The 24980-nt window shown below is 46.6% G+C and carries 23 protein-coding genes and 1 tRNA gene; 10 read left to right on the top strand and 14 right to left on the bottom strand.

What is annotated here, in order from left to right; all coding sequences use genetic code 11:
• Positions 1 to 188: 188 nt before the first annotated feature.
• Together JGK16_RS08165 and JGK16_RS08170 are read right to left on the bottom strand one after the other, a co-directional pair.
• Positions 189 to 680, bottom strand: coding sequence for an anti-sigma regulatory factor (locus JGK16_RS08165; RefSeq protein WP_293181560.1), 492 nt, complete (start codon positions 678 to 680; stop codon positions 189 to 191).
• 195 nt (positions 681 to 875) lie between these two features.
• Entirely contained in the window at positions 876 to 1115 is a 240-nt protein-coding gene (locus JGK16_RS08170) for a hypothetical protein (RefSeq protein ID WP_293181563.1), read from the bottom strand.
• A 261-nt stretch (positions 1116 to 1376) separates the two neighbouring features.
• Here JGK16_RS08170 and JGK16_RS08175 point away from each other — a divergent pair, with 261 nt between their 5' ends.
• Entirely contained in the window at positions 1377 to 2267 is an 891-nt protein-coding gene (locus tag JGK16_RS08175; protein ID WP_293181566.1) for an alpha/beta fold hydrolase, read from the top strand.
• A 440-nt stretch (positions 2268 to 2707) separates the two neighbouring features.
• On the opposite strand, the gene JGK16_RS08180 is transcribed toward JGK16_RS08175, so the two are convergent.
• The 3 genes from JGK16_RS08180 to JGK16_RS08190 form a co-directional block, all read right to left on the bottom strand.
• Positions 2708 to 2845 carry a hypothetical protein gene (locus tag JGK16_RS08180; RefSeq protein WP_293147539.1) on the bottom strand — a complete coding sequence of 46 codons (138 nt, stop codon included), beginning with the start codon at positions 2843 to 2845 and terminating at the stop codon, positions 2708 to 2710.
• Between the two features lie 436 nt (positions 2846 to 3281).
• Complete coding sequence (locus tag JGK16_RS08185) at positions 3282 to 4967, bottom strand: transglutaminase domain-containing protein (RefSeq protein WP_293181568.1); 1686 nt, start codon at positions 4965 to 4967, stop codon at positions 3282 to 3284.
• A gap of 47 nt (positions 4968 to 5014) precedes the next feature.
• The gene (locus tag JGK16_RS08190) at positions 5015 to 5164 is read right to left on the bottom strand and encodes a hypothetical protein (RefSeq protein ID WP_293181571.1); all 150 of its coding nucleotides are present in this window, start codon (positions 5162 to 5164) and stop codon (positions 5015 to 5017) included.
• Between the two features lie 230 nt (positions 5165 to 5394).
• On the opposite strand from JGK16_RS08190, the gene JGK16_RS08195 reads away from it, so the two are divergent.
• Together JGK16_RS08195 and JGK16_RS08200 are read left to right on the top strand one after the other, a co-directional pair.
• Complete coding sequence (locus JGK16_RS08195) at positions 5395 to 6258, top strand: DUF928 domain-containing protein (protein ID WP_293181574.1); 864 nt, start codon at positions 5395 to 5397, stop codon at positions 6256 to 6258.
• 471 nt (positions 6259 to 6729) lie between these two features.
• Positions 6730 to 8733: a ShlB/FhaC/HecB family hemolysin secretion/activation protein gene (locus tag JGK16_RS08200; RefSeq protein ID WP_293190185.1), complete on the top strand. Its 2004-nt coding sequence runs from the start codon at positions 6730 to 6732 to the stop codon at positions 8731 to 8733.
• A 162-nt stretch (positions 8734 to 8895) separates the two neighbouring features.
• Here JGK16_RS08200 and JGK16_RS08205 read toward each other — a convergent pair whose 3' ends face one another.
• Positions 8896 to 9294, bottom strand: a complete 399-nt coding sequence (locus tag JGK16_RS08205; RefSeq protein ID WP_293181580.1) for an alr0857 family protein — start codon at positions 9292 to 9294, stop codon at positions 8896 to 8898.
• A gap of 1 nt (position 9295) precedes the next feature.
• On the opposite strand from JGK16_RS08205, the gene JGK16_RS08210 reads away from it, so the two are divergent.
• Complete coding sequence (locus JGK16_RS08210; RefSeq protein ID WP_293202945.1) at positions 9296 to 9442, top strand: hypothetical protein; 147 nt, start codon at positions 9296 to 9298, stop codon at positions 9440 to 9442.
• A gap of 90 nt (positions 9443 to 9532) precedes the next feature.
• Here JGK16_RS08210 and JGK16_RS08215 read toward each other — a convergent pair whose 3' ends face one another.
• Positions 9533 to 10048 (bottom strand): HNH endonuclease, encoded by a 516-nt coding sequence (locus JGK16_RS08215; protein WP_293190189.1) that lies wholly within the window; start codon positions 10046 to 10048, stop codon positions 9533 to 9535.
• Between the two features lie 571 nt (positions 10049 to 10619).
• Here JGK16_RS08215 and JGK16_RS08220 point away from each other — a divergent pair.
• The 3 genes from JGK16_RS08220 (at position 10620) to JGK16_RS08230 (ending at position 13061) form a co-directional block, all read left to right on the top strand.
• The gene (locus JGK16_RS08220) at positions 10620 to 10964 is read left to right on the top strand and encodes a ribbon-helix-helix domain-containing protein (RefSeq protein WP_293181586.1); all 345 of its coding nucleotides are present in this window, start codon (positions 10620 to 10622) and stop codon (positions 10962 to 10964) included.
• Positions 10965 to 11154: 190 nt separating this feature from the next.
• Entirely contained in the window at positions 11155 to 12510 is a 1356-nt protein-coding gene (locus JGK16_RS08225) for a D-alanyl-D-alanine carboxypeptidase (RefSeq protein WP_366038647.1), read from the top strand.
• Between the two features lie 134 nt (positions 12511 to 12644).
• Complete coding sequence (locus tag JGK16_RS08230; RefSeq protein ID WP_293181593.1) at positions 12645 to 13061, top strand: DUF2809 domain-containing protein; 417 nt, start codon at positions 12645 to 12647, stop codon at positions 13059 to 13061.
• A gap of 76 nt (positions 13062 to 13137) precedes the next feature.
• Here JGK16_RS08230 and JGK16_RS08235 read toward each other — a convergent pair whose 3' ends face one another.
• The gene (locus tag JGK16_RS08235) at positions 13138 to 14253 is read right to left on the bottom strand and encodes an N-acetylmuramoyl-L-alanine amidase-like domain-containing protein (protein WP_293181596.1); all 1116 of its coding nucleotides are present in this window, start codon (positions 14251 to 14253) and stop codon (positions 13138 to 13140) included.
• A 218-nt stretch (positions 14254 to 14471) separates the two neighbouring features.
• On the bottom strand, positions 14472 to 15158 hold the full coding sequence (locus tag JGK16_RS08240) for a hypothetical protein (protein ID WP_293190191.1): 687 nt from the start codon (positions 15156 to 15158) through the stop codon (positions 14472 to 14474).
• 1 nt (position 15159) lies between these two features.
• Here JGK16_RS08240 and JGK16_RS08245 point away from each other — a divergent pair, with 1 nt between their 5' ends.
• Complete coding sequence (locus JGK16_RS08245; RefSeq protein WP_293190193.1) at positions 15160 to 16167, top strand: serine hydrolase; 1008 nt, start codon at positions 15160 to 15162, stop codon at positions 16165 to 16167.
• 171 nt (positions 16168 to 16338) lie between these two features.
• On the opposite strand, the gene JGK16_RS08250 is transcribed toward JGK16_RS08245, so the two are convergent.
• Together JGK16_RS08250 and JGK16_RS08255 are read right to left on the bottom strand one after the other, a co-directional pair.
• A tRNA-Gln gene (locus tag JGK16_RS08250) sits at positions 16339 to 16410 on the bottom strand.
• Between the two features lie 101 nt (positions 16411 to 16511).
• On the bottom strand, positions 16512 to 19295 hold the full coding sequence (locus tag JGK16_RS08255; RefSeq protein ID WP_293190195.1) for a GAF domain-containing protein: 2784 nt from the start codon (positions 19293 to 19295) through the stop codon (positions 16512 to 16514).
• Between the two features lie 66 nt (positions 19296 to 19361).
• Here JGK16_RS08255 and JGK16_RS08260 point away from each other — a divergent pair, with 66 nt between their 5' ends.
• Together JGK16_RS08260 and JGK16_RS08265 are read left to right on the top strand one after the other, a co-directional pair.
• Entirely contained in the window at positions 19362 to 19544 is a 183-nt protein-coding gene (locus JGK16_RS08260) for a hypothetical protein (RefSeq protein ID WP_293181608.1), read from the top strand.
• 622 nt (positions 19545 to 20166) lie between these two features.
• Complete coding sequence (locus JGK16_RS08265) at positions 20167 to 20556, top strand: response regulator (RefSeq protein WP_293157809.1); 390 nt, start codon at positions 20167 to 20169, stop codon at positions 20554 to 20556.
• A gap of 178 nt (positions 20557 to 20734) precedes the next feature.
• Here the strand turns inward: JGK16_RS08265 and cheB are convergent, their stop codons facing one another.
• The 3 genes from cheB to JGK16_RS08280 form a co-directional block, all read right to left on the bottom strand.
• Complete coding sequence (gene cheB / locus JGK16_RS08270; RefSeq protein WP_293181668.1) at positions 20735 to 21826, bottom strand: chemotaxis-specific protein-glutamate methyltransferase CheB; 1092 nt, start codon at positions 21824 to 21826, stop codon at positions 20735 to 20737.
• Positions 21827 to 21999: 173 nt separating this feature from the next.
• Positions 22000 to 24492, bottom strand: coding sequence for a hybrid sensor histidine kinase/response regulator (locus JGK16_RS08275; RefSeq protein ID WP_293181611.1), 2493 nt, complete (start codon positions 24490 to 24492; stop codon positions 22000 to 22002).
• Entirely contained in the window at positions 24489 to 24953 is a 465-nt protein-coding gene (locus tag JGK16_RS08280) for a hypothetical protein (RefSeq protein WP_293190197.1), read from the bottom strand. Before JGK16_RS08280 ends, JGK16_RS08275 begins: the two co-directional genes overlap by 4 nt.
• Positions 24954 to 24980 lie beyond the last annotated feature (27 nt).

Consider the following 24980-nt stretch of genomic DNA (forward strand, 5'->3'; position numbering starts at 1 on the left):
CGCTGCTCGATCGAGCAGCGCGATTGCGAGCTAAAAAAGATTTATACTTTTCTCACTCAAAACTCACATTTTGCATTATCATCTACTATCAATAGCCTGATACTCAAAATTCTCCATCCTCGGTTCAGCGAGGAAACGAAAAAAAATGCAGGTCGAGCTGATCTGAAAAACGTCGCCAAATATCAGTTCTAGCGCAAGCGAGGCAGCCGGTAGCGACTGGGAAGTTCTTTGCACAGCCGTAACTCTGTGCCTTGAGAATTCCACTCAACCCGATCGAATATTTGGTAAAGGATAAACAGCCCCCTACCACATTCTTGTTCAACATGGGGGAATGCAGAATTATCTGCAACATCCTCTGTTATGAGACTGTCGCAAGTATCGGTATAAAGGTCGCAACCGCAAGGTGCTTTAAAGCCACAACCTTCGTCTGATATCACCCACCAATATTCGTTTTGGACGATCGAAAAACGGACTCCAACAGTTTTACTGGGGTCTAACTTATTTCCATGCTTAGCGGCATTTACCAAAGCTTCTTGAAGCCCCAACCGTAATTCCGCTTGCCAGTGAGGCGGAATCTCTGCTAGGAGCAGATCCAAAATAGGACAAAGGTATAGGGTAGAAGCGAAGCTAATCGTAATCCAATTGCGTCCGACGACCGGACGGGCTGAGATAGCAATCACTCAGAAAACTCCCTAACTTTCAGGTGGATAAACTTCACACCCTGCATAGTTGGCTCCCTAGTATTCAAAATACTCATTAATTGAGCGGCGCAGCTCTATTTCTATCTTAGAGTATCAAAGCCGTTAAGAAAAGCAAAGAACATCACAAAATATTCTGCGATTCTCAGAAACTTTTGCCAAGAACTCCCAGTAATTTTACTTATAACTTCTACCCGCATCCTGATTTTTGAGGTCGGCTTTTGCTAGGGCACTGAAGCTGAACCCGCTGCATCCCAAGCCGTCAACAGCTCGCTTACCAAACGATCCCCACCTTGAAAAGATCGGAAATCCGTCCAAAAAAGTCGATCCCTTGACTCCTAGCCAATGGGGATCGACTCCCACCACCACAGCTTGGGCCCGATCGCCTAGATCTCCTACTTGTACCAAAGATCGCAAGGATCTTACCTAGGTGTGTTGCAGTCGAAACCAGATATATTTCCAAAATGCCGATCGAATACTGAAAATCCGACTGCTGCGACCTTTACCAAATCAATATTTGTTACAAAACTTATTGATTATGAGTGCGATCGCCCGCACTAGCCCAACTCGACCAACTTGACGTATCCCTTACTGGCAAAACCCCAGCGCCTTGGCAAAACTTTATAAATCTGAACCTCACGATACAATAGTTAAAGTAAATACTTATTTCTTTACATTATGCAAACAACCCCAGCCATCACTGCAACCCCCATTCCAGGCACATACTGGCAATGGCGGGGCCATTCAGTATACTATGTGCGGTCGAGCGATCGACATCTCGAACGCCCTCCCCTGCTGTTAATTCACGGTTTTGGAGCATCCACAGACCACTGGCGCAAAAATATCAGCGGTCTGAGCAAAGAATTTGAAGTCTGGGCGATCGACCTGATCGGATTCGGGCGATCGGCAAAACCCGAAATCCAGTACAGCGGCGAGCTCTGGCGCGACCAACTCCACGACTTCATCACCAACGTCATCGGCCGGCCCGCCGTACTAGCCGGCAACTCCCTCGGAGGCTACGCCGCCTTGTGCGTAGCAGCCCAGCGTCCCGAATCAGCCACCGGACTCATCTTAATCAACAGCGCCGGCCCCTTCAGCGAACCTCAGCCCGCACCCGAAGCCCCGCCCTTGCAAAAAGCCATATCTACCGTAGCTAAAACCTTATTCCAGCAAGATTGGGCAAGTTTTCTGCTGTTCCAATACGTACGAGGGCGATCGACAATTCGGAAAACCCTACAAAAAGTTTATCTCGACCAAAGCGCCGTCACAGACCAATTAGTAGAAGAAATTTACCAACCCTCGTGCGATCGGGGTGCACCCAAAGTATTCGCCTCCGTCTTCCGAACACCCCAAGGTGAAAAAATCGACGTATTGTTGAGTCAATTAAATTGCCCGCTGCTAATGCTGTGGGGAGAGGGCGATCCGTGGATGAATTCTACCAACAGAAGCGCCAAATTCCGCGAACATTATCCGCAGTTGACAGAACACTTTATCAAAGCCGGTCACTGTCCCCACGATGAAGTACCAGAAGAGGTAAACGAACTGATTCGCGCGTGGATAATTGACTAGGGCATAGGGCATGGGGCATAGGGCATAGGGCATAGGGCATGAGTTACTGGTTATTGGTTATTAGAACGAACAACTAACAAGAAACATAGGACAAATCAGCTCCGAGGCATTTAAATTGCACGTCCGAATAAAGTTAAACTTTTGTGGGGCGGGCATCTTGCCCGCCCTAAAGATACAATTTAAATGCACAACCAATAACCAATAACCAATAACCAACAACCAACAACCAACAACCAATAACCAATGACTTCAAGTGTGTTGATTGTGGCGCGGGTGTCCCGCCCGTGAATCCTACTAAATCAAATAGGTTTGTAGTGAGGACTTCAGTCCGCATCAATTTCTGCGGACTAAAGTCCTCACTACAAACCTCTAAAGGCGACCTATTTGGGTTGCCTTGTTTACTATCATGAAAAATGCAATTTGTCAACAGCAAATAGCGACTATTTTTTACGCTTGGCGTTATCTAAGCGCCTGCGATCGCGCCATTCAACTGCTGTCAAATAAGCGACCCCGCCAGTCACTGTCAGCAACAGCACAAAGGCTACCAAAACCAGCAAATTAGCAATCGAAAATTCCACAACCCCTCCTGCTTGCCTTATACTTGAGATTTAGACTTGAGATTATGTGCGATCGCACAACCCCAATAAAATTAGTTTGTAGCAAGGAATGGAAATCTTCATCAAACTCTGCGGACTAAAGTCCTCACTACAAACCTGATAACGGTTATTGTACCGAACGTGTTTTGAATTGGGTGAGAGGGAGACTTGGAGAGTCCGAGAGGGGGAGATGAGAAAAGTCTTCCCGGAAGCATCTCAGTTTTGATTTTATAGTGCGACCACTTCAAGAACTCGCGATCTACGATCTATCTAACACTCGCGAGCGGGGACGCTCGCACTGTAAAGAAATTGCTTTTTTACAAAAGTGAGATACTCCGAGTCTTCCCTCTGTCAACTATCAACTGCCAACTGCCAACTGTCAACAGTCAACAGTCAACAGTCAACAGTCAACTCTTCCTTAAAACAACTCTTCCAAAATTGTAAACCGGACATGATTAATGGCCAGACTTCCCACGGAAACATCCTCCTTCTTCAAAGGCAGACCCCCGCTGGTGAGACTTTGGAAGCGAATTCCCTTGCCAATTTCCACGTGATACCAAGCTAAACCCATAAAAAACCGCAAAGGATAAGGGCCTCTGTCTTGAATGTCATCAGGATTAGATTCCATCGGCACCCAGCCAAAACCTGGAATGTAAAACTCCAGCCAAACGTGATTGAAATCGGGTTCCAGCGGCAAACCTTTTCTGTCAGCAAAAGCCGGACACTTATAACGCCCAATTGTGCGACAAGCAATTCCGTTCAACCTTGCCAAAGCCAACAACAACCCCACATACTCGCCGCAAGAACCGACGCCGCGACGCAGTACAATATCGGGAGTGTCAATGTGAGGTCTAATCCCGTAAGAAAGTTGGTCGTAAACAAAATTGCGAATGCTCAGTAACTTCCTCAGAATATTAGTTTCTGTGCCAATGGAGGCCACCGCAGCCGATCGCACAATCTCCGTATCCATCGCCAAATTATCATTGTCCACCAAATACTTCGCTGCAAACTCCGGCGATAGTTGCGGTATCTTTTCTACATTCCGAGGTGACAACTGATACTTAATCGATCGCACTTCTAACAACGCCTTCCAGCCAAAAACTCGCCGTTCCCCCTTCTGGAGGCGATCGAACTTAAACACCGCCACCCGTTCCCCTTCCTGAATTTCCTCAGTAAAAGGCATCCCAATCGGCGTAATTTTCCTGACCTTTTGTCGGTGAGTGTCCGAAGGTAAAGCAATCCGCCACTCCAAATTATCGATTTCTACCTCATCCAGGGGAGAAAGTTCCTCCACATAGGACATTTCCATCAAAAAACCATTTGACAGAGCGAAGCGTTCGGCTTCATTGTAGTGAAAAGATAAAGGGTGAACAAAAGTGCGATCGCGCTTCGTCAACTGAAAAGGATCTTCCGAATTCGGATCGTCCCGAATATAAAGTTCATCCCCGGCATAAGCCACATACAGAACCTCTTCGCCCGTCTGGGAATCTTTGTGAAAAGCCAAACCCGAAGGCCACTCAAAGGGAGTCAAAACGCTAAATTTAATCTCCCCAGTTGCCCGTTCCAAACAGTAAACAGTTTGCTCAGTCTTGTCGCAAACCCAGAGTTCCTCATCCCGGACAGTGATATTTTCTATGCCAATACCGGGAGCATAAAACCGAGTAATTTCCCGACCAGTTTTTACATCAAAAACCAGAATATAGCCCAATCTCTGGCAAGTCACATACAGCGTAGATTTCCAAACTGCAATCCCGTCAGCGGGATAAGAAAGGGAAACAAAATGTTCGGGTTTGAGTTCAGCGATTGCCCCATCCCGAATTGCGCCCGGACAGCAACAAATATCCTCATCTCGCGAAAACCAGAGAGTATCTTCCCAAATCGCCAGCCCGGTTGCGCCTGCAAACTTAGCCGTTTGATGAGGATTCAAAACAGTAGTGTTGTCAGTTTCTCGATCGATCTCCAATAGTAGCCCTTCGGTGCGATCGACCGCGAATAACCTATTTCCTAAAAAAGTAATGCCGTGCAGCGCGTAGACCCCGATCGGTCTTACCATCCGCAGCCCCGAAGGCTGTTTGTCCGAGAGAACAGGTGAATCGAGATTCATGCTAAATTTTTTTGCCGCTATTGTATTGTACAGAAAACTTAATTTGCTCACTTGTAGCCGATCGCTTTAGGCTCATCAGCAAAATTGCCGAGGTTCCTGATATCCTGAACTGACGCATCAACCGGTTTTTTTACGAAAAGACGCTTTTTAGCCTGCGATCGCAGTAAAAAAACCGGAATATTAGTCTTTCTGAACATTGGCTTTGACAAGCTCAACCCAACCTGCTGTCGTGCAGGCAAGTAAGTATAACTACCAAGCTACCACTGAAAAACGCGACACAGAATTCCATCTTGCTCAGAAGGGCCAAACTAATCGTATCTGTTGGAAGATATAAATTAAGTACAACAGATTACTAGATCCGTCAAAACCTTGGGTAGAATAAAATCGTGTGTTTAAGTTCCTAGGTTCATTAGAAGGCAGGTTCGTCATGGCTTGGAAGTCTGCTCTAAACATCGGTGCTCTTTCCTTAATTCTGTCTCTAGAGGGAGTTGCCGTTGGTAGTTTAATACCAGCTCTTGCTCTCAACAGCCCCGGTAACAATGTCCGCCGCCCCTCACAACCGCAGCTACCACTCAACTGGCAAACAGTTCAACCCCCGGAACTAACTGGAAGCAGACCGAACAACCAGCAATTGGGAGGCACGTGGAATAACTTTCAACCGCCGGAGCAGGGAGTACCCGGAAGACGGGAAGGGGGAGGAACCCGCGGCTTAGAATGCACTGCCACAAATGCCTTAACTGCCTTGATTCCCCAATCAACTATGGGGCAAACAATATCAGCAAAGCCGACATTTTTCTACTACCTTCCCGTAGCCATCGACAAAACAGTTCAGTTTGAGTTAGCAGACGAAAGCGACAAAACGGTATACAAAAAAAGTTTTCGGATGGTAACGAGCCGTCCTGGTATCGTTAGCATCAACCTCGGCTCCGACGGCAACTCGCCAGCCCTGGAAGTTGGCAAAAACTATCAATGGTACTTTACTATCAAATGCAACCCAAAAAACTATAGAGATGAGGTTCTCGTTTCGGGGTGGATAAACCGCATCGCAGTGGCCCCAACCTTGAAAACAGAGTTGGATCGATCGCCCGAGGGTCGCGCCAAGCTGAGCATCTTCGGCAAACAAGGTCTCTGGTACGAGTACCTGGCAGCTCTAGCTCAATTGCGCGTGGAGTCTCCCAGCGATGCCAGTTTAGCGTTCGAGTGGTCAGAAGTGTTGAGTGCAGTCGAACTCGGCAAAATTGCCCGAGAACCATTAATCCCCAGTCAGTTAACACCCATCGCCAAAAAATAATTCGACTTGTGCAGCAAGTACCAAAAACCCGTGGCGATCGCGCGCGGTATTTGGCAGCGCCACAGATGATTTTTGCCTGTCTCGGGTTTTTTGGTCGATCGTCCTCAATAAATTAAAATTTTTGCGCTGACCAGCATAAGGATTCGCTAGGAGGATCTGGGAGGTTGCAACTGGGCATTTTTATTGAAGCGACTGCACTTCAGATGCTACTAGAGTCCCGATCCTCGCGACTAAATCCCCCAATCCCCCAAATCTAAAATCTAAAATCTAAAATCTAAAAGATCGATCGACTTCGATAGCAAAATTGAGATGCTCCCAGTCCCCTTGTCTCTGGAAAGCCGGACTATTGAAAATTTTATGTTCAAATTGCGCCCAATACTAAATGGTAAACTTGCATAGTCAAGCAGCAAGCAAAATTATTTTACAAAAATATTAATTATGCGCCCGAGAGCAAATATTGCAATATTTCGGTTGGGGATTTCACTTCTAACTGCGCTCCCCATTGCTTGCTTTGATGCCCATCAAGCTATATCCCAAACGGACGATATTTCTCAGTTGCCCGCCGCCGCTGACAACTTAGCAGATCCGGCCAACGGAGTATTAGCACTGCAAAAACTCGAAATCAAGCAGGATGAAACTGCAACTAACTTCAATCAACTGCCGGATTTTGCCGAAAACAACCCTCTTGACAACCAGGCCGATCGCTGTTCCACAATTAATGAAACTGGTTGTGATGCCCACCCGGAACCCGAAGCACAAAATCTAGTTAACAGCGAACCGATATTCCCTAACCAGCTACATAGCAATGTTTTAGCCCAAAACCCACAAAATACCCCTCCAAACCTGCCCCCGCCACCGACTCAGCCAGATCCAAATCGCGATCGATTTTTGCAACCGGCCCCGCAGCCTTCCCCAGAACCTCCTCAAATACCGCAACCAGTTGCACCGGAGCGCCCGTCCCCAGTTCCCCTGCCGCTACCGAATCAGGTAATTCAGGTGCAGAAAATTCAGGTAGTTGGCAGCACAATTTTAAGCCAAGACGAAATTAATGCCTTAGTCAAGCCGTTAGAGGGCCGTTCTACCACGCTAGAACAGCTCAAACAAATCGCCGACAAAATTACCGAAATTTACCTCAATCGTGGCTACATCACTTCGAGAGCCGTCTTGCCGCCCCAAACTATCACCGCAGGGGTAGTCAAAATTCAAGTTATCGAAGGCAAGCTGACTCGAATTGAGGTAGAAGGAGCTAAAAGATTGCATCCAAGTTACATCCGCAGCCGGATTCGACTCGGTGCCCGAATGCCTTTAAGTACAGCTTCATTAGAAAACCAACTCCGGCTGCTGCGAGTCGATCCTTTATTTGACAATGTAGAAGCCAGCCTGCGGGCTGGGGATAATGAAGGAGAGAGCATTCTGATCGTCAGAGTTACGGAAGCTAATCCATTTCAATCTAGTTTCAGCATTGACAATTATTCGCCTCCCAGCGTCGGTTCTGAAAGATTGGGTGTTAGTTTGCGGCACCGCAATCTCACAGGAAATGGCGATGAACTTGCGGGTGCTTATTATCGATCGCTCGGCGATTCAGATGTCTTCGATTTCAGCTATCGCTTGCCGCTAAATGCGATGAACGGCACGTTGCAATTGAGGGCAGCGCCGAACCGCAACAGTATAGTACAAGAACCTTTTGATGCTTTTGACATTTCGGGAAAATCGCATTTATTTGAAGTTAGTTACCGCCAGCCGCTGCGGAGAACGCCGATCGAAGAATTTGCCTTATCTGCCGGTCTTACTTATCAGAAAGGCAGAACTTTTGTCGCCGGTGTACCGACTCCATTTGGCTCGGGCCCTGACTCCAATGGTGTCACGACTACCACTGCGATCAAGCTGGGACAGGACTACATTCGGCGGGATCCCCAGGGTGCTTGGGCTTTGCGATCGCAATTTACGATCGGCACAAGCTTGTTTGATGCTACTCAAAATGAAGGTTCTGTCCCTGACGGACAATTTTTGAGTTGGCTGGGTCAAGTGCAGCGAGTACAGCGATTAAATGATAAACATTTATTAATTTTGCAGTCAGACTTACAACTTTCTGCTAATAGTTTGTTACCTTCGCAGCAATTTGTAATTGGCGGCGGGCAATCTCTGCGCGGCTACCGCCAAAATGTGCGTTCTGGCGATAACGGCTTCCGACTGTCGATCGAGGATCGGATTACTTTGCAGCGGGATGCTTCGGGAAATCCCAAACTTCAATTAGCTCCTTTTTTGGATGCGGGTACGGTGTGGAACGCTCCCAATAATCCTAATAAATTAACCAATCAGACATTTTTAGCAGGTATGGGTTTGGGGGTAATCTGGGAACCGATACGGCGGGTGAACTTGCGTGTAGATTATGCTTTTCCTTTGGTGAGAATTACCGATAAAGGCAACAACCTGCAAGATAATGGCATTTACTTCAACATCATTTACACGCCTTAACGAGAGTGGGGGATGGAGAAAGCATCTGATTGCAAAAAGCATTTTTTTTACAGCAGTGCGAGCGTCCCCGCTCGCGTATTTTATCACTCGCGAGCGGGGACGCTCGCACTGCTATCAAAGCTGGCGCCGAGATGCTCCCTGCCGAACTTTCTCGATCGGATCTTAATCGCCGACTTCCCCGACAACCTCGGCAGCAGCCTGAGTTTCGAGCCAGAGTCCGAGCAACAACCGCTCCGCCCGATCGCTCAAAACCGTCGCAAACACCCCATCAGCGCCTTCAGATGCCCCTCCAATCCACGTACCGCGCAGGGTCACTTCGACAAAATCAGCATCAGCAACACAAAGAGCGATCGAATCGGTATCATCTCGGCGGGCCTCAGATTCCAACAGAGAAAGCGCCGGCAAATTCGCGGGCAGCAAAAATGCCGCAGTGCTCGGTTCGACGCTGATGCTTTGACCAACTCGCATAGCCAGCACAACTCGCAGCGCCACTAACTGTTCGGGAGATTGAGCCAAACGCTCTAGGTTAAAGCCCGTTTCAGTGTAAGTCAACTTCAGCATATTGACAGCCTTAAATTTGGAATTGAAAATTGAAAATTGGGAATTGGGAATTGGGCATTGGGAATCGGGAATTGGGAATCGGGAATTGGGAATTGGGAATTGGGAATTGGGAATTGGGAATTGGTCAAATAGGGAATTGGTCAAATAGGGAATTGGTTATTAGAAAAACCACTAACTATTACCCATGCCCCATGCCCCATGCCCTATTCCCCATGCCCCATTCCCCATGCCCCATTCCCTATTCCCCAATTTGGTATTCGTGCCAAAACATTTCGGCAAAAGCAACAGTGGGGTGAATGGGAGCCTTCGGCTTGGTTCGCAGAGACATTCCAGCTTCTATGGGAGTTCGATCGCCCTTACGAGAGTTGCACCGTTCGCAAGCCGTCACTACGTTGTCCCAAGTATGCGACCCGCCCTTCGATCGAGGCATCACGTGATCCAGCGTCAAATGCCTGTTGTTGCCACAGTATTGGCAAGCATGGGCATCTCGGCGCAACACTTCCCGGCGATTGACCGGTGGTACTTTCCAAACACGCTCCCTGTTGCCAAAAGTTAAGCGGATTTGTTCGGGTACGTGGATGCTGGTGCTGGGCGATCGCACTAGATAGCCATTGCCGATGCTAAAATCCAGAGGTTCAGCCTTGCCTGTTACCAAAAGTACGATCGCCCGTTTGATGTTGACACGGCTCATCGGTAGGTAATTTTGAGAAAATACCACAACAGATTGCCTCAATACATCAGTTACTACGGTCACGGCTTGCTCCTCCTCATTTGGATTTTAGATTTGAGATTTTAGATTTGAGATTTTAGATTTGGAATGCTTCCCAGCATTGGCTACATCTAGTTTTTGCGAGTTCCCCAAGCCTTGCCAAATTGCTCCAATCTCCAATCAAATGCCCCCGCTTCTCTTACGAGTGAAGCGGGGGCTAGAAAAACTGCTTTCATGCAAATTTTCATCTTATGTTGGTACAGTCGTTAGCTGTACCTCCCGCTTCGCCTATCTTTATGGTGTGGCCGTGCCACTCCCAGACCGTCCCGGTCTACCTCGTTGTAATTAATTTCTGAAATTAGTCCTAATCCACTATAACCGGGTTTAATTGGGCTTGTCCCAGCCCACGAGGTCGCTGTAGGGGTTAGCAAACCTGTCATAAAGACTTGCCGTGAGGACTCAGCGCGACCCCTGGGGCGATCGCACTTGAGTTGATAAGTAGAGTAGGTGGGGAAAAATTTCACAGTAGGCAGAAAGTGATCTGAGACCTTTAAATCTAGCTTTAAACATACTACACTGATATTACAGATATGTCCACCCGTCACGGAGAAAAATTATGCATACCCTACCTAGAACCTCAACCACCGAAATGGAAGTCACCAGCATTCGATTGGAAAGAGAGCTCAAGGAGAGACTCAAAGAGCTCGCTGGCAATCAAGGCTATCAAGCTTTGATTCGAGATTTGCTCTGGAATTACGTCCAGCAGAAGTCTGGAGAGTATCGTCAGATGTTTTGTCGATCGGATATTCGAGCCAGCATTAACGCCACAGCACAGCAGGAGGAACGCTGCGCCCTTACAGGAGAGTTGATTCGAGTTAATGAGCCGATGTTATTAGGCCTGACGATGCACGGCGAAATGGTGCCCCTGAGTATGGGGAGTATGGGCAGTATGGCTGGATAAACCAGTTTACCGAGAATTTGCGATTGCGATCGGCCTGGGGTGAGAACCCCAGGCGCTGAAGATCAAATCCCGAAGCATTTCCAAGATATCTATATTTAAAGAAAGCAAGAAGACGCTAAGTTCGCGAAGAAAGATCCCAGAAGGAAGACGCGCGGACTAATGCTAAACTTTCCATCGGGTATGCCGAAAGATGATGGTAAATTTGATGGAAAAGATTAAGGTAATGCTGAAAAACCGCTACTTGAGTGCTGTAAGCTCGATCGCCCTTCTCACAATGATCGCCGGATGCGCCGCTACCGAATCACCCCAACTTGCAACTCCCTCTCCTGTAGCCGAATCTTCCCCGCCGCCAGTTAAACCCAATCAGCCGTTAACAGTTTCTCTCAACAATCCCGAAACCGCCACAAATACCAAAATCCAGCAATATCTCAACGCATTGACGGCCCAAGGTTCTGCCAAAGAAGACCAAGGCATCTGGATGCAATCGGGCAATACATTACTCGCCAATCATCAAGGTACAGTTCCTCTGTCAGCCGCTTCCATTACCAAAGTAGCAACATCTCTGGTAGCGCTGCAACAATTCGGGCCGGAACATCAATTTATCACCGAAATTAGTACCAACGGCACCATCAAAGACGGTGTATTAAAAGGCGATTTAGTGATTGAGGGCAGCGAAGATCCGTTGTTTGTGTGGGAAGAGGCGATCGCCCTCGGTAACATCTTAAATAAAAAAGGCATCAAGCGAGTCACTGGCACTTTAATCATTGTCGGTAAATTTTACATGAACTTTGAATTAAATCCCCTCAAATCAGGAGAATTGCTCAAACAAGCATTGAACAGTGAAATCTGGCCGGGCGAAGCCGCAGCCCAGTATCAAACACTTCCTCCCAATACACCGAAACCCCAAATAGTAATTGATGGTACTGTCAAAGTTTTGCCAGCACGTCCCAGCGCCGTACCCTTAGCCAAACATTATTCTTTACCCCTCGCCGAACTTATCAAAAAAATGAATCAGTACAGCAACAATCTCATGGCAGATATGCTAGCTGATACTGTTGGTGGCGCCAAAACAGTCGCGCAAAAAGCAGCAGCAGCAACTGGAGTTCCTCCCGCAGAAATTCAACTCGTCAACGGTTCCGGATTGAGCGACGACAATCGCATTTCTCCTAGGGCTGCGTGCGGGTTATTTATAGCTTTAGAACGCTACCTGCAACCTTACAGCATGACAGTTGCTGATGTCTTAACTGTAGTTGGCAAAGATAAAGGAATCTTGTCAGAACGGGCGCTGCCAAAGTTAGCAGTAGTCAAATCTGGCACATTGGATAATGTTAGCGCTTTGGGCGGAGCGCTACCCACTCAAAAACAAGAAACCGTGTGGTTTGTGATTATGAATCGAGGGGCAAATGTCGAGGCATTTCGCACTCAGCAAGAGGTTTTGTTGAAAAGCTTTTTGACTGAATGGGGAAGCGTTCAAGTTTCGCCACCGGAATTAACGCCAAATCCTGCTAGAAGTAGTAAGGTATCTCGCAGCGAACTTGTTCAATAACACCAGATTTGATGAATAATATTATGTTTGATTCTTGGCGAATAGCCAATAGTTGCCACGGTGCGTCAGCACAGAGATTTTCAATGGGTATCTAAAATCGTGCCAACTGACGCACCCTACTACTAATACCTAAAATGGCACCACCTTTTAATCGCGCGCATCCCTTTTTTAACTATCGAGTTGCTCTTTTATTGACTATCATCCCTATTTTGATTGTCGGTTTAAGCAGCGAATTCTATTCGGGGCCGGGGCGAGAGTTTTTTAATGATTATTTTGGTGATTTTCTCTACCAAATTTTCTTGATTCTGCTAATTGTTTTCATGTTTCCCCAAGTTTCTCCGACTAAAATTGCCTGGGGAGTTTTCATTTTTAACTGTCTCATTGAATTTAGCCAACTGTGGAAACCTCCTTTTTTGCAAGCTATTCGCGCTACATTATTTGGGCGTTTGTTTCTGGGTAGTGGCTTTTCGTGGGAGGATTTTATTGGCTATATTTTGGGATGTACTTTGGGGTGGGTTTTGGTGGTAGGGCTGAAGCGGAAATTTAGATGATTTGCTTTTTTGTCAAACTTCGATATGGTTTGTAGTGAGGACTTCAGTCCTTCATGAATGCGGACTGAAGTCCTCACTACGAACGAATTGGATTAGGTGTTTTTGCTCTAGCAACTACAATGCCGATCGCACTTTCGACTCTGCTAATATATCTCTGCAAGTCGTAAGCAACTGTCACAGCCCCAGCCGGCGAAGCGTGAATTAAGCCGAGATTCCCGTCTGCATTCCTGTACACAAAACCTGTGTGGGTGACATCCAATCCTTTAACATCCGTGGCTACCGCCACAATATCCCCAGGCTTTAACTGGGAATAAACACTTTTGATCCGATTTGTCGGGATGTAATTAACCGTAGTTTTGGCTAATTCTGCTTCTTGGCTGACTATGCACTGATAAGTTGCTTCATCTTTTACCATTTGCGGGTAACTGCTGCGGTGCTGGCTCATGAAATTTAGTGTTTTATTCATCGGCACTCCGCCCAATTGAGCGGTAATGTTTTCTACGGTTTGCCGTTTTTGATTGTCTTTAATCCATTCTGAAAAATAGTGCAGCCGGCTGCAATAGCCGTTCATTTTACCGTTTAAATACCGTTGTTCTTCTATGCGATTTACAAAATTTTGATATTCGTAATCTTTTACTGCTACGCCTCGGGAAATAGCCAAAACCGTCTCTACAAACAAAACGCAATCAAATTTATTCAACGTTACGATCAACTTTTCTTCGCCGGATTTGTCCAGCAAACCCTCGACGTAGGGCAATCCTTGGAAGTTATCGCCGATCGCCTGGATGATTTGTCCGATCGGGCGATCGGGCAAATTTTCCTGTTTGGCATACTGTACAATCTTTTCAAAACGTGCTATGTCTTCGGGTAGTATAGCGGTTTCTGTCGCAGTATTCTCTGAGTCTGGTCGTCTCGCCAGCACTTCTAGCCATTGGGAATACGGAATTTCAGGTAAGTTGTTCAAGTCCCGAAACAGACTGAGCAAACTAGAAACACTTTGCTTATTTTTGGGTTCCCGATTTTCGCTGTCTGCGATCGACTCAGCCACTACATCCGGGCCGCGTGCTTCTGTTTGTCGATCGACAACAGCGACAGCAGGTTGAGACTGCAATGCCCAAACATCAGGTATCAAATAATTATTCACCCAGGCGATCGCAAATCCCAAAACAGCCAGACTCCAAAAATTTCTCATGTTTTCCCAAGGATTTTGCTTCAACTCAGTGCTATCCTGAAATCTTTACGATTACTCGAACTCTTAATCAGCCTAGCAGGTAGATTAAATTGACGAAAGTGTAGACCCGTTTCAAAAAATAATGCAACTGTTGGCAAGTTCCAAACCCTTATACAATCAGTTATTCCACATCTAAAATTTAAAATCTAAAATCTAAAATTCTATTAGACACCGCCCTATTATAAACTGATCCTGCGAGTTTGATACCACAACACTGTAATGCAAGTAGACCGCCGACGCCGCCCAATCGAACCCCAACGTCCGATCCAACCCAGACGCCACAGCAGCGAGCGTCCAGTCCAATCCCGACGCGCAAGCAGCGATCGCCCAGTCAAACCCCAACGTCCTATCCAATCCCGACGCCCGATCGGCGATCGTCCAATCTGGCTCCAACGCCTCATCTCGCTCCAACGACTCATCTGGCTCCAAATCTCAATCTGGCTCCAACGCCTCATCTTGCTCCAACGCCCAATCTGGCTCCAAATCTCAATCTGGCTCCAACGCCTCATCACCGATCGTACAGTCGCGCCCCGACGCGTCATCACAGATCGTCCAGTCGCGCCCCGACGCCAAATTAGCGATCGTCCAGTCGCGCCACGACGGCAAATCAGCGATCGTCCAGTTGAGCCACGACGGCAAATCAGCGATCGTCCAGTCCAACCTCGACGGCAAATCAGCGGCGATCGTCCAGTTGAACCCCGACGCCTCATCACCGATCGTCCAACGCCATCTCGTCGGCGACTGAGGGCAAAATTGTCTCGGCTCAAATACCGCAACATTTTGTGTTTAATTGCGGGGGCGATCGCGTTTTTTTGGCTCCTGACAATCCCCTTCAGAACTCGCCGCGCCCCAGAACCACCCGTCATATTGTCTCAAGAGGCTATCTCGCCACCGACAATTCCAACATCCCAAAATGTAGTCGATAGTAAAAGCGATCCTACCTTCACCTACAACATCAAAACACCTCCCAATCCAGTTTATTCTCAAGAATTGCAAGGGATTGTTGATGAAGCTGTGAACATTGCCACCAGCCAAGGATTACCAGCAGATAAGCTATCAATTAGCTTGTTTGATGTCAGCAATCCCAAAAATCACACCTTCGCCGGATATCAAAATCAAACTCTCAGATTTCCTGCTAGCGTTGCCAAGTTATTTTGGATGGCAGCCTTTTACTCAGCTATAGAAAAAGGCATGATTACGGAAAGAGAATCTGCATTTAAAAACGACTTAGAACAAATGATTCGCATCTCCAACAACGATGCTGCCAGCAGGATTTTAGACAAAATCACCGATACAAAATCCGGCGGACGGCTCGGAGGAGAAGAGTTGCAAACATGGCTGCAAAAGCGCACGCAAATTAACACGTTTTTCCAGTCAGCAGGCTACAATGATATTCGTATAAGCACCAAAAATTATCCCATATACTATTTAAGGCAAGAAGGCCCAGTCGGTCGCGATTTGCAATTGCGGGGCGATGATTCTGTGCCGATTCGCAATCAAGCAACTACTGACCAAGCCGGCAGATTAATATATGAAATCTATACTAGGCAAGCTGTTTCTAGTCTCGCCAGCCGCAAAATGGCTTACTTGCTGACGAGAGATTTAGACCCTAAAGCCTGGAAAAATGACCCTAGCAACTCAATAAAAGGATTTCTCGGCGAGTCTTTACCAACTAATATTTATTTTGGTTCCAAAGTTGGCTATACTTCCAAATCCCGCAGCGAAGCGGCTTTTGTCAGAACTTTAGACGATCGCGCGATTTACATCTTGGTCGTTTTCGCAGACGATGTGGCTTATACCAAGGACGAAACAGCATTTCCGGCAATTTCTCGATACGTATTCGATCGATTAAATGCTCGCGGGCCCAGCAATTAGCAGAGCGGATGTACGGTTGAAACCGCGTCTATACAAACTATGTCCGCCTCTGTGGACTAAGAGAGCATAAGGTAATTTTAACGACCCACTCTTCAACCCGCGGAGGCGGGTTTTGCCTGTGTAGATGCGGTTTCAACCGCCCTTTCATCGAAAACATTAAAAACTATTTAACTGGGGCGAAAGGATTCGAACCTCTGAATGGCTGGACCAAAACCAGCTGCCTTACCACTTGGCGACGCCCCAACGTCTTAACCTTTATCATATTAACACTCAAACACCAGAATCTGTCAAGCACTTTCACAATAAAGTTTAAAAAATGTTTGCCAAACCGATCGCCCGCCAGTTTATTCTTTGACAGCAGCGGGGCGAGACAGCGGGATCTCAATCCAGAACTCCGCTCCCTGTCCGGGTTCTGAGATACACTTCAAACTGCCGCCGTGTTTTTCCACCACAATCTGGTAGCTAATGGACAAGCCGAGTCCCGTGCCTTTGCCCACTGGTTTAGTGGTAAAGAAAGGGTCAAACAAGCACAATTTAGCTTTTTGGGTCAATCCCGGCCCGCTGTCCCGAATCCGAATCAGCACAAGTTGACCGATCGACTTTCGTGACTCACCTCGATCCGAGTCTTGGGACACCACCGCCGTCGAGATTTCGATCGTCTTGGGTGCGGGCTGATTTTCCAAGGAGTCGATCGCATTTCCCAAAATATTCATAAATACTTGGTTGAGCTGTCCGGGATAGCATTCTACCTTCGGCAAGTCGCCGTAGTCTTTAATTACCTTAATTCCCGGTATTGGCCCGTTTGACTTCAAGCGGCTCTGCAAAATCAGCAGCGTGCTGTCAATCCCTTCGTGAATGTCCACAGGTTTCTTCTCGGCTTCGTCGTGCCGCGCGAAGTTCCGCAGGGAAAGGACAATTTGCCGGATGCGTTCGGCTCCCATCTCCATCGAAGAAAGAATTTTCAGCAAATCTGGCACTACGAAATCCACATCGATTTCTTCGCTTTTGTCGAGAATTTCCTCGCAAGGTTCGGGGTAGTGCTTTTGATACAAGCGCAGCAAATCCAGCAGATCTTTCATGTACTGCTCGCAATAAGTCAAGTTGCCGTAAATAAAATTAACCGGATTGTTAATTTCGTGGGCGACGCCGGCAACCATTTGACCGAGAGAGGACATTTTTTCGTTTTGAATGAGCTGAGCTTCTTTTTGCTGCAAACTCTGCAAAGTTTCAGTCAGTTGTCGGGCTTGAGTTTGAGCTGCTAAGGCTGCCGCCCGAGTTTGGGCGTAAAGTTCGGCTTGGTCGATCGCGATCGCCAGTTGATCCACCACCGCTTGCAGCAATTCTACCTCGCTTGCCGCCCAGGAACGGCTGCTGTAATGATTGCAAACTATCGCCCCCATTTGACCGGAGTGAGTCTTGAGCGGCAGCAGCAGCTTAGAAACGATCCCGACACCCCTTAAAAAAGCTCGCGTGGCGGAATCTATGCAGGCTGCTGTGGCAGTGTCGCCGATGCGGAGCGTTTGGCGATCGCGAATTTTCTCGGCTAGTAGCGTTACTTGTGCGATCGGATATTCTGCGAGCAGATCTGTGAGTTCAGGATTTGCCGCCTCGTGGGTAATCGCAAAACTCGGCTGCCCCTGCCGCGATACTGAATACCACAAAAAGTAGCACTGGTCAACCTGCAACAAGCTGTGAATTTCATTAACAGCCGTATCTAAAATTTTGTCGAGGTCTAGAGAATTCCGCATCTGACTGGCGAGGCCGAACAGCAGACTTTCCCGGCGGCTCAACAATTCTTCTCGGGCCTTGACACGATCGATCGCCACGCCAATGGCATTAGCCATCCACCCCAGAACTTCTAGCGCCCCCTCCGTGGCAGCAGCGCTGCTGCATACAGCCATCACTCCCACCAGTCGTTCCTCCACAATCAGGGGATAGGCAATGGCGCAGAGGGACGGGTTCGACAGCAAGCACAGAGGAGCCGTTTCGAGTTTTCCCGTTTCTTCTCGCAGCCAATCTTCTATTAGCCGTTCCCAATCTTGGCTGCTGACTCCTGAATCGGCCTGCAATTCTAACCGCTCTATCTGCGGGTTGAACGTCCAGATGCTGGCTGCTGTGGCGTCGAGATGGTCTACCATTGCGTCGGTGCAGCGGTTGAGGGTGGCCGGTATTGTCCCGCCTTGTCCGAGAGCTGCACCAACTTTAGCTTGCAGCATTGCCAAGCGCGATCGCTCCTGTAGCAAGTCTGCCATTGATTGCCCCTCTGTCACTATTTCGGGAATTTGTTTGGGATCGCGATCGCGCCTCATGCCCGCTGAAGTTTCCCGCAAATCCTGAGATTTGCCTGTTTCGAGCACCGGCAGCTTTTTTGTTGGGAATATTCTTGTGTCCTTCTCTGAAGTCTGTACTGCCCAGAAAAACTCCTGGTTCGATCGAGCTAACTCCGAGATTTGCTGGCCCTGTGAAGCGATATCTTCTACCTCTGCCACCTCTTTCTTGGCTTTGACTAATTGCCACCGCAGCTCCACCAAACTCGCAACTTGCCGAGTTAAAATCTCAATACCATCAATCGTATTTTTTGTCAAGCCTTTAGGTACGGAATCCATGACACAGATCGCGCCCAGCATCTGCCCATCTGAGGTGACGACTGGGATGCTAGCGTAAAATTTGATGAAGGGGTAAGAAACAATTAGCGGATGCTGGGCAAATCGCACGTCTGTGGAAGCGTCTCGGACAATGATGGCAGGCGGTTTATTGCAGGAATTTGCAAAGGGTGCGATCGCATCTGCCGCCGCAACCGCAGGTTTTTGTAGGGGAATGTCCCGGTCAAATTCCGAGTTAGAGTTGGAACTCGCGCCCAACTGTGCGGGAGTTTGGTCGATATAGCAGCGATCGCAAAAATTCAGGTAACGGTGTGCCAAAGTTCGATCGATACCTAGCTGCGACTTCAACCAGTGGCCGGAGGCATCAATCAAACTCAAAAAAGCAATAGGAGTTCCGCTCATCCTGGCGGCCAAGCCTACCAAATCGTCAAAGCAAGCCTCTGGATCGGAACCCAGAAGTTGATACAAGTCGGTGCGATCGAGATCGAACACTGTTTTACCAAGAGGCAAGGGTGCTTTCATCATGTATAAGTGCCCATCTAGTTGCTGGCAACCGCCCTAATCAATACTGGCCGAGGAGAAAAACGAGCCATGAATTTTGTCCCGGGAGACTGCGATCGCAAGTCGAACACAGGCTGCTGGCACCAAACTCAGACCAACCTCTTGACTGACATGGAAACTTTTGATTTATGGGAGTTAGAGCACCGCAGATCTAATACTCTAGAAATTATACTTCGAGTTGACTATGCTTTTGATGTGCCAGAGGCTGGGTGAATCTAAGAGCCTCCGTGGGGACGAAGCACCCTTCAAAAATCTATGGCGGATAGCTTACAGAGAATTTCTTAATAAGTTTAATAGTATTTTAACAGACAGATCTAATCGTGGGTAGCAGGCTTGCTGGTAGATTAAAATAATTGGTTTGTGCCACAATACCAGTACGGTTTACCGGGCTGTTGCACAGGCAACTCAACAAAAGTTAGGAGAGCGACTACACAAACACCGAAAATGTTAAACTTTGTAACAATAGTTGTTCAAACTCCACCATCAAGGGTTTGACGGTTGAGATGCAGATTTTGCAACTGTTGTCATCGCCGATCGACCCCTCGGGCAATCTGTTTTTTCGAGTTTGAGGTCAAAAAAACAGGGGTGAAGTTTCTGCTAATGCTCCAACGGAGTTGGGCACTATTTATCCGAAGGCACTCTTGAAAAATGACCCACCCAAAAACCGATACTTGCTTGCCGACAATTTTGAGGGTCGAGATCGCAATTTTAGACTCAAGTTCAAGCTCCCAGATTCATCTGGAACAGTCAATCTAAAATCTACAATCTACAATCGACTGACGGCGGGAATTATGTTTTCTATTTTCAAGAACTATAAATAAACCGGGAGAAGAATATGTCTGCAACTAGCAGTCAAGTACCAACTATTTTGGCAGTTGATGATAGCGTCGTCATGCAAGGACTGGTCAAACAAGCCTTAAGCAAAGAGTTTCGAGTTCTCGTGACAGACAATGCAGTTGATGCTTTGTCAACAATTTATCACGAACAAATTTCGGTTTTGTTGCTCGATGTTTCGATGCCTGGGATTGACGGATTGGAGCTCTGCCGCACGGTGCGAAGCTTGCCTCAGTTTCAGAATTTGCCGATCGTGATGCTGACAGCCAGAGATGGAGCATTTGATAAAGTACAGGGGCGTTTGGCAGGAGCAACCGAGTATTTAACTAAGCCCTTTGATGCTGACAAGTTGCGCGAAGTAATTGGTAAGTTTATCAATATCAAATCATAAAAGAAGACGGGCGCGGTTGAAACCGCGTCTATACCAGCAAAACCCGCCTCCGCGGGTTGAAGCTCAGACCGTTTAAATTACGTTTTATGTTATTCTATTCAGTCGGCGTCCGGCGGACATCGTTTATATAGAAGCGGTTTCAACCTTACGTCCGATCTGCTATATTCTCCCGCTTGTCCTAAACTTTTAATTTCGCCAACAGTAAAGGAGCGATCGCACTGACGGGTAAAACGTGCTGGGCCGCACCGAGGGCGATCGCCTCTTTCGGCATTCCAAACACAACACAACTAGCCTCATTTTGAGCAATAGTCAAACCGCCGGCTTGGGCGATCGCCAACATACCCTCAGCACCATCTCGCCCCATTCCTGTTAGCAACACTCCCGCAGCCCCGCGACCATAAAAACTAGCAACTGACTTAAATGTTACCGTTACAGAGGGGCAATGTCCCGCTTCACGAGCAGCTTCAGAATAAATAAAACGCCCTTGAGCATCCAATTCTAAATGACGTTTTTCTGGCGGGAAATAAACAATCCCAGCTTGTGGAAATTCCCCAAAACCCGCTATTTTCACCGGCAGTTTAGATTCAAAACCCAACCAGTCAACCAATCCTTGCAAAAATCCTTCACTGATATGCTGGATGCAAATCACCGGTACTGGCAAATTAGCCGGAAACTTAGAAATAATCGAGTGTAGCGCTTGTGGCCCCCCTGTAGACGCGCCAACAGCCAATAACTTAATAGTTTGAGAATTGAGATTTTTGCTAGATAATTGGTAATTATGAATTGGTAATTGATAATTTTTTTTGCTTGGGCGACCCTCGGCTGTTTCGATTCCTCCAAGCCTTTGATGTCGCGTAAATACTTTAACTCCCGACAACACTTTAACTTTAGCGATTAATTCATTCCCCAGGCGATCGTAATCAGACGCCAACCCGCCAATGGGTTTCGGAAAAACATCTAATGCACCTGCTTTCATTAATTCAAATACATTTTGAGTATCCTTTGCTTGTACAGAAGCACTAATTATTAAAATTGGTCGCGGGTATTTTTTCATCACTTCCCGCGTGAACTCTAACCCGTTCATTTGTGCCATATTCAAATCCGTACAGATGACTTCCGGTTGAAGTTTCGGGATTAATTCTAGGGCTTCTAACCCGTTAGAAGCCGTTCCGACAACCTGGATTTCTGGCGAAGCATCCAAAATGCGCTTGAGAACGATCGTAGCTACTGGGGAATCTTCTACTAACAATACTTTAATGGGCGACAACATCATACCATTTTAGATTTTAGATTTTAGATTTTTTTAGGTAATGGGTAATGGGTAATGGGTAATGGGTAATGGGTAATGGGTAATGGGTAATGGGTAATGGGTAATGGGTAATTCTCCCCCTCTTCCCCTGTCCCCCTCTCCCCCTGTCCCCCTCTTCCCTTCCCCTCTGACAATCAAACTAACCTTTTCAAAGTCTCGATTAATACATCTTGATTGAAAGTACCTTTAGGAATATAAGCATTAGCGCCAGCATCAGCTCCTCTTTTTCTATCTTCATCAGACGCCAAAGATGTGACCAAAATAATCGGTAACTCACTGTATTCTTTTAGCTGACGAATTTTAATAGTCAGTCCCAAGCCGTCCAAATTAGGCATTTGTACGTCAGAAATCAGAGCATCAAAATAGCGAGTTTTTAATTTATTGAAAGCATCCAACCCGTCCACTGCTGTCACCACTTCATAACCTGCACCTTCCAGAATGCGCTTTTCTTGAGTGCGGGTAGCGATCGAATCTTCTGCTAAAAGTATAACTTGTTTTCGGCTGACTGTCTCAATTGGCGATCGGGCACCCCCAACCCCACCCAACAAAACTTGCTTGCGTACAGATTTTATCAAATCGTGGGGATTGAGCACCATACAAACTTCCCCCGTCCCCAGAATCGTTGCACCAGAAACGTTTCGCACCCGTTTCAGCAATTGACTTTGAGGTTTAATCACCACATCCTGTTCGTCAATCAAAGCATCTATAAATAATCCCAATCTTTCCTCCCCAACTTTCAAAACAATACAAGGCATTTTCCGAGAATTATGATTCACCGATTCTACCTCTGTATTTCTCTTGAATTCTCTCCAACTTTCCTGTCTCCACTCCCGATTATTGTGCAACCAATCTGTATCATTTAATTCTAGTAAATCTGCCAAATAAGCAACTGACAAAGGCTGAGAGTCTAAAATCACCGTCGCCTTGCTTTCGAGAGAAAAAACATCCGAAGAGCGGACTAATATTGCAGTTTCAATAAACTCGACTGGCAGCGCATAAGCAATACCATCAACCGCTAATATTAATACATTAGCAGTAGCTAAAGACGTACTTAGTTGCAGGCGAAAAGTGCATCCTTTTCCGAGATCTGATTCAACTTGAATGCGACCTTTTAATGCTTCAACATTAGTCCTAACTACATCCAAACCTACCCCTCTTCCAGAGATTTCAGTAACAAATGTTCTGGTTGAAAAACCCGCAGCAAAAATCAGCGATTGAATTTGGCTTTCTGTCATCACCGCCAGTTCTTCCGGCGTGCAGATGTTGCGTTTGACAGCAGTTTGTTTAATGCGATCGAGATTCAGCCCCCGACCATCATCAGCAACTTCAATAATAATATTGCTAGCAGTATGGTAGCCTTTAATTCGGAGAGTAGCTGCGGGATGCTTGCCGAGCTTTTCGCGATCGGCTGGCGTCTCAATTCCGTGATCTATCGCATTCCGAATCAGGTGCATTAAAGGGTCTTTCATTTCTTCTAGAATGCGTTTGTCAGCTCGAGTTTCCCCACCTTCAATGACTAATTTAACCTCTTTCCCTTCCCGCTTAGCCAAGTCTCTAACTGCTCGTGGAAATAGATTAAAAATAGTAGACAAAGGCAGCAGTCTGAGAGTGCGAATTCCTGATTCCAACTCTTCCGCAATTAATTCGAGTCTTGCAGTATCTTCATCAACTCGATTTTTCAATCTATTTACTAGAGTTCCCAGACGTTCTAAACGTTCTTCTGTACGCTGGTAATAATTCTGTAACTGTATGATGAGGGCATTTTGTTGAAAAGCATTTTTGTCCGATTCTATCTGATGAAAAGCCAAGCGATTTATAAAAGCTTCTCTGCTCCAACTTTCCCACAAATTTGTCAGTTTTTCGATATCAGCAAGTCGGTGTACTAACCTAGTTTTTGTAACAGTAAGTTCACCAGCTTGAGTCATTAAATCGTCTAAATTTTTGGTAGCAACGCGAATTGTTTCGATGCGGTAAGACGAACTTGAAGAACTGCTAACAGCGGGTTGGGAAGCCGATGCAGTAGCGGGGGCAGAAGCCCCACGCAAGTTGTGAGATTGGAGCAACAATTCTTGCTCGGATTGTAGAGTCGAAAAAGAATAATTTTTATCTAAATTAGTGGCGGAATAAGTTTCACTATTTGTTTCGGGTTCCGCAGTAGACGAATCAATAAGTTGCGTTTGTATAAATTCTTCTTCTGGTACCTTTGAAGATTCTGGATCTGCTATGGGGACGGCGGGCAGGGGCTTGTTAGAAGCACCCATCATGCTAGCGAGCACGTAAAAGGTATTGACACCGGAATCTTGACCAGTCACGGCTTCGTCAACGAGTTTGCGGATGGCGTCTAAACCTTGCGAAAGTCGATCGCTAATTTCTGAAGTTAGTTGAGTCTCTCCCCGCTTGACACCTCCCAAAATATGCTCTATTTGATGAGCTAAAGATGCTACATTTTTTACCGCCAACATCCCAGCATCGCCTTTAAGAGAATGAGTTTCCCGCAGCAATTCTTCTAACTTAGCTGAGTCCCCGGGGTGTTGTTCCAAGTACAGCAATCCATCGTCTAGTTTCTGCAAGTGTTCTTCACTAGCAATTTTAAATACATCTCGAAGTTCTTCATCTTCAATTATCATAGGTGTTTGTGGTAATGGGTAATGGGTAATTGGTAATTGGTAATGGGTAATTGGTAATTGGTAATGGGTAATTGGTAATTGGGAATTGGTAATTGGTAATTGGGAATTGGGAATTGGTAATTGGGAATTGGTAATTGGTAATTGGTAATTGGGAATTGGGAATTGGGAATTGGTAATTGGTAATTGGGAATTGGGAATTGGGAATTGGTAATTGGTAATTGGTAATTGGGAATTGGTAATTGGTAATTGGTAATTGGTAATTGGTAATTGGTAATTGGTAATTGGTAATTGGTAATTGGTAATTGGGAATTGGTAATTGGTAATTGGTAATTGGTAATTGGGAATTGGTAATTGGTAATTGGTAATTGGTAATTGGGAATTGGTAATTGGTAATTGGGAATTGGTAATTGGTAATTAGGAATTAGGAATTGGTAATTGGTCATCCATCGGTAATTAGTCATCGGTAATCGGTAATTTTATCCTTGACA

Origin of the sequence: Microcoleus sp. PH2017_09_SFU_O_A (assembly GCF_020738625.1) — a bacterium.
Lineage (GTDB): Bacteria > Cyanobacteriota > Cyanobacteriia > Cyanobacteriales > Microcoleaceae > Microcoleus.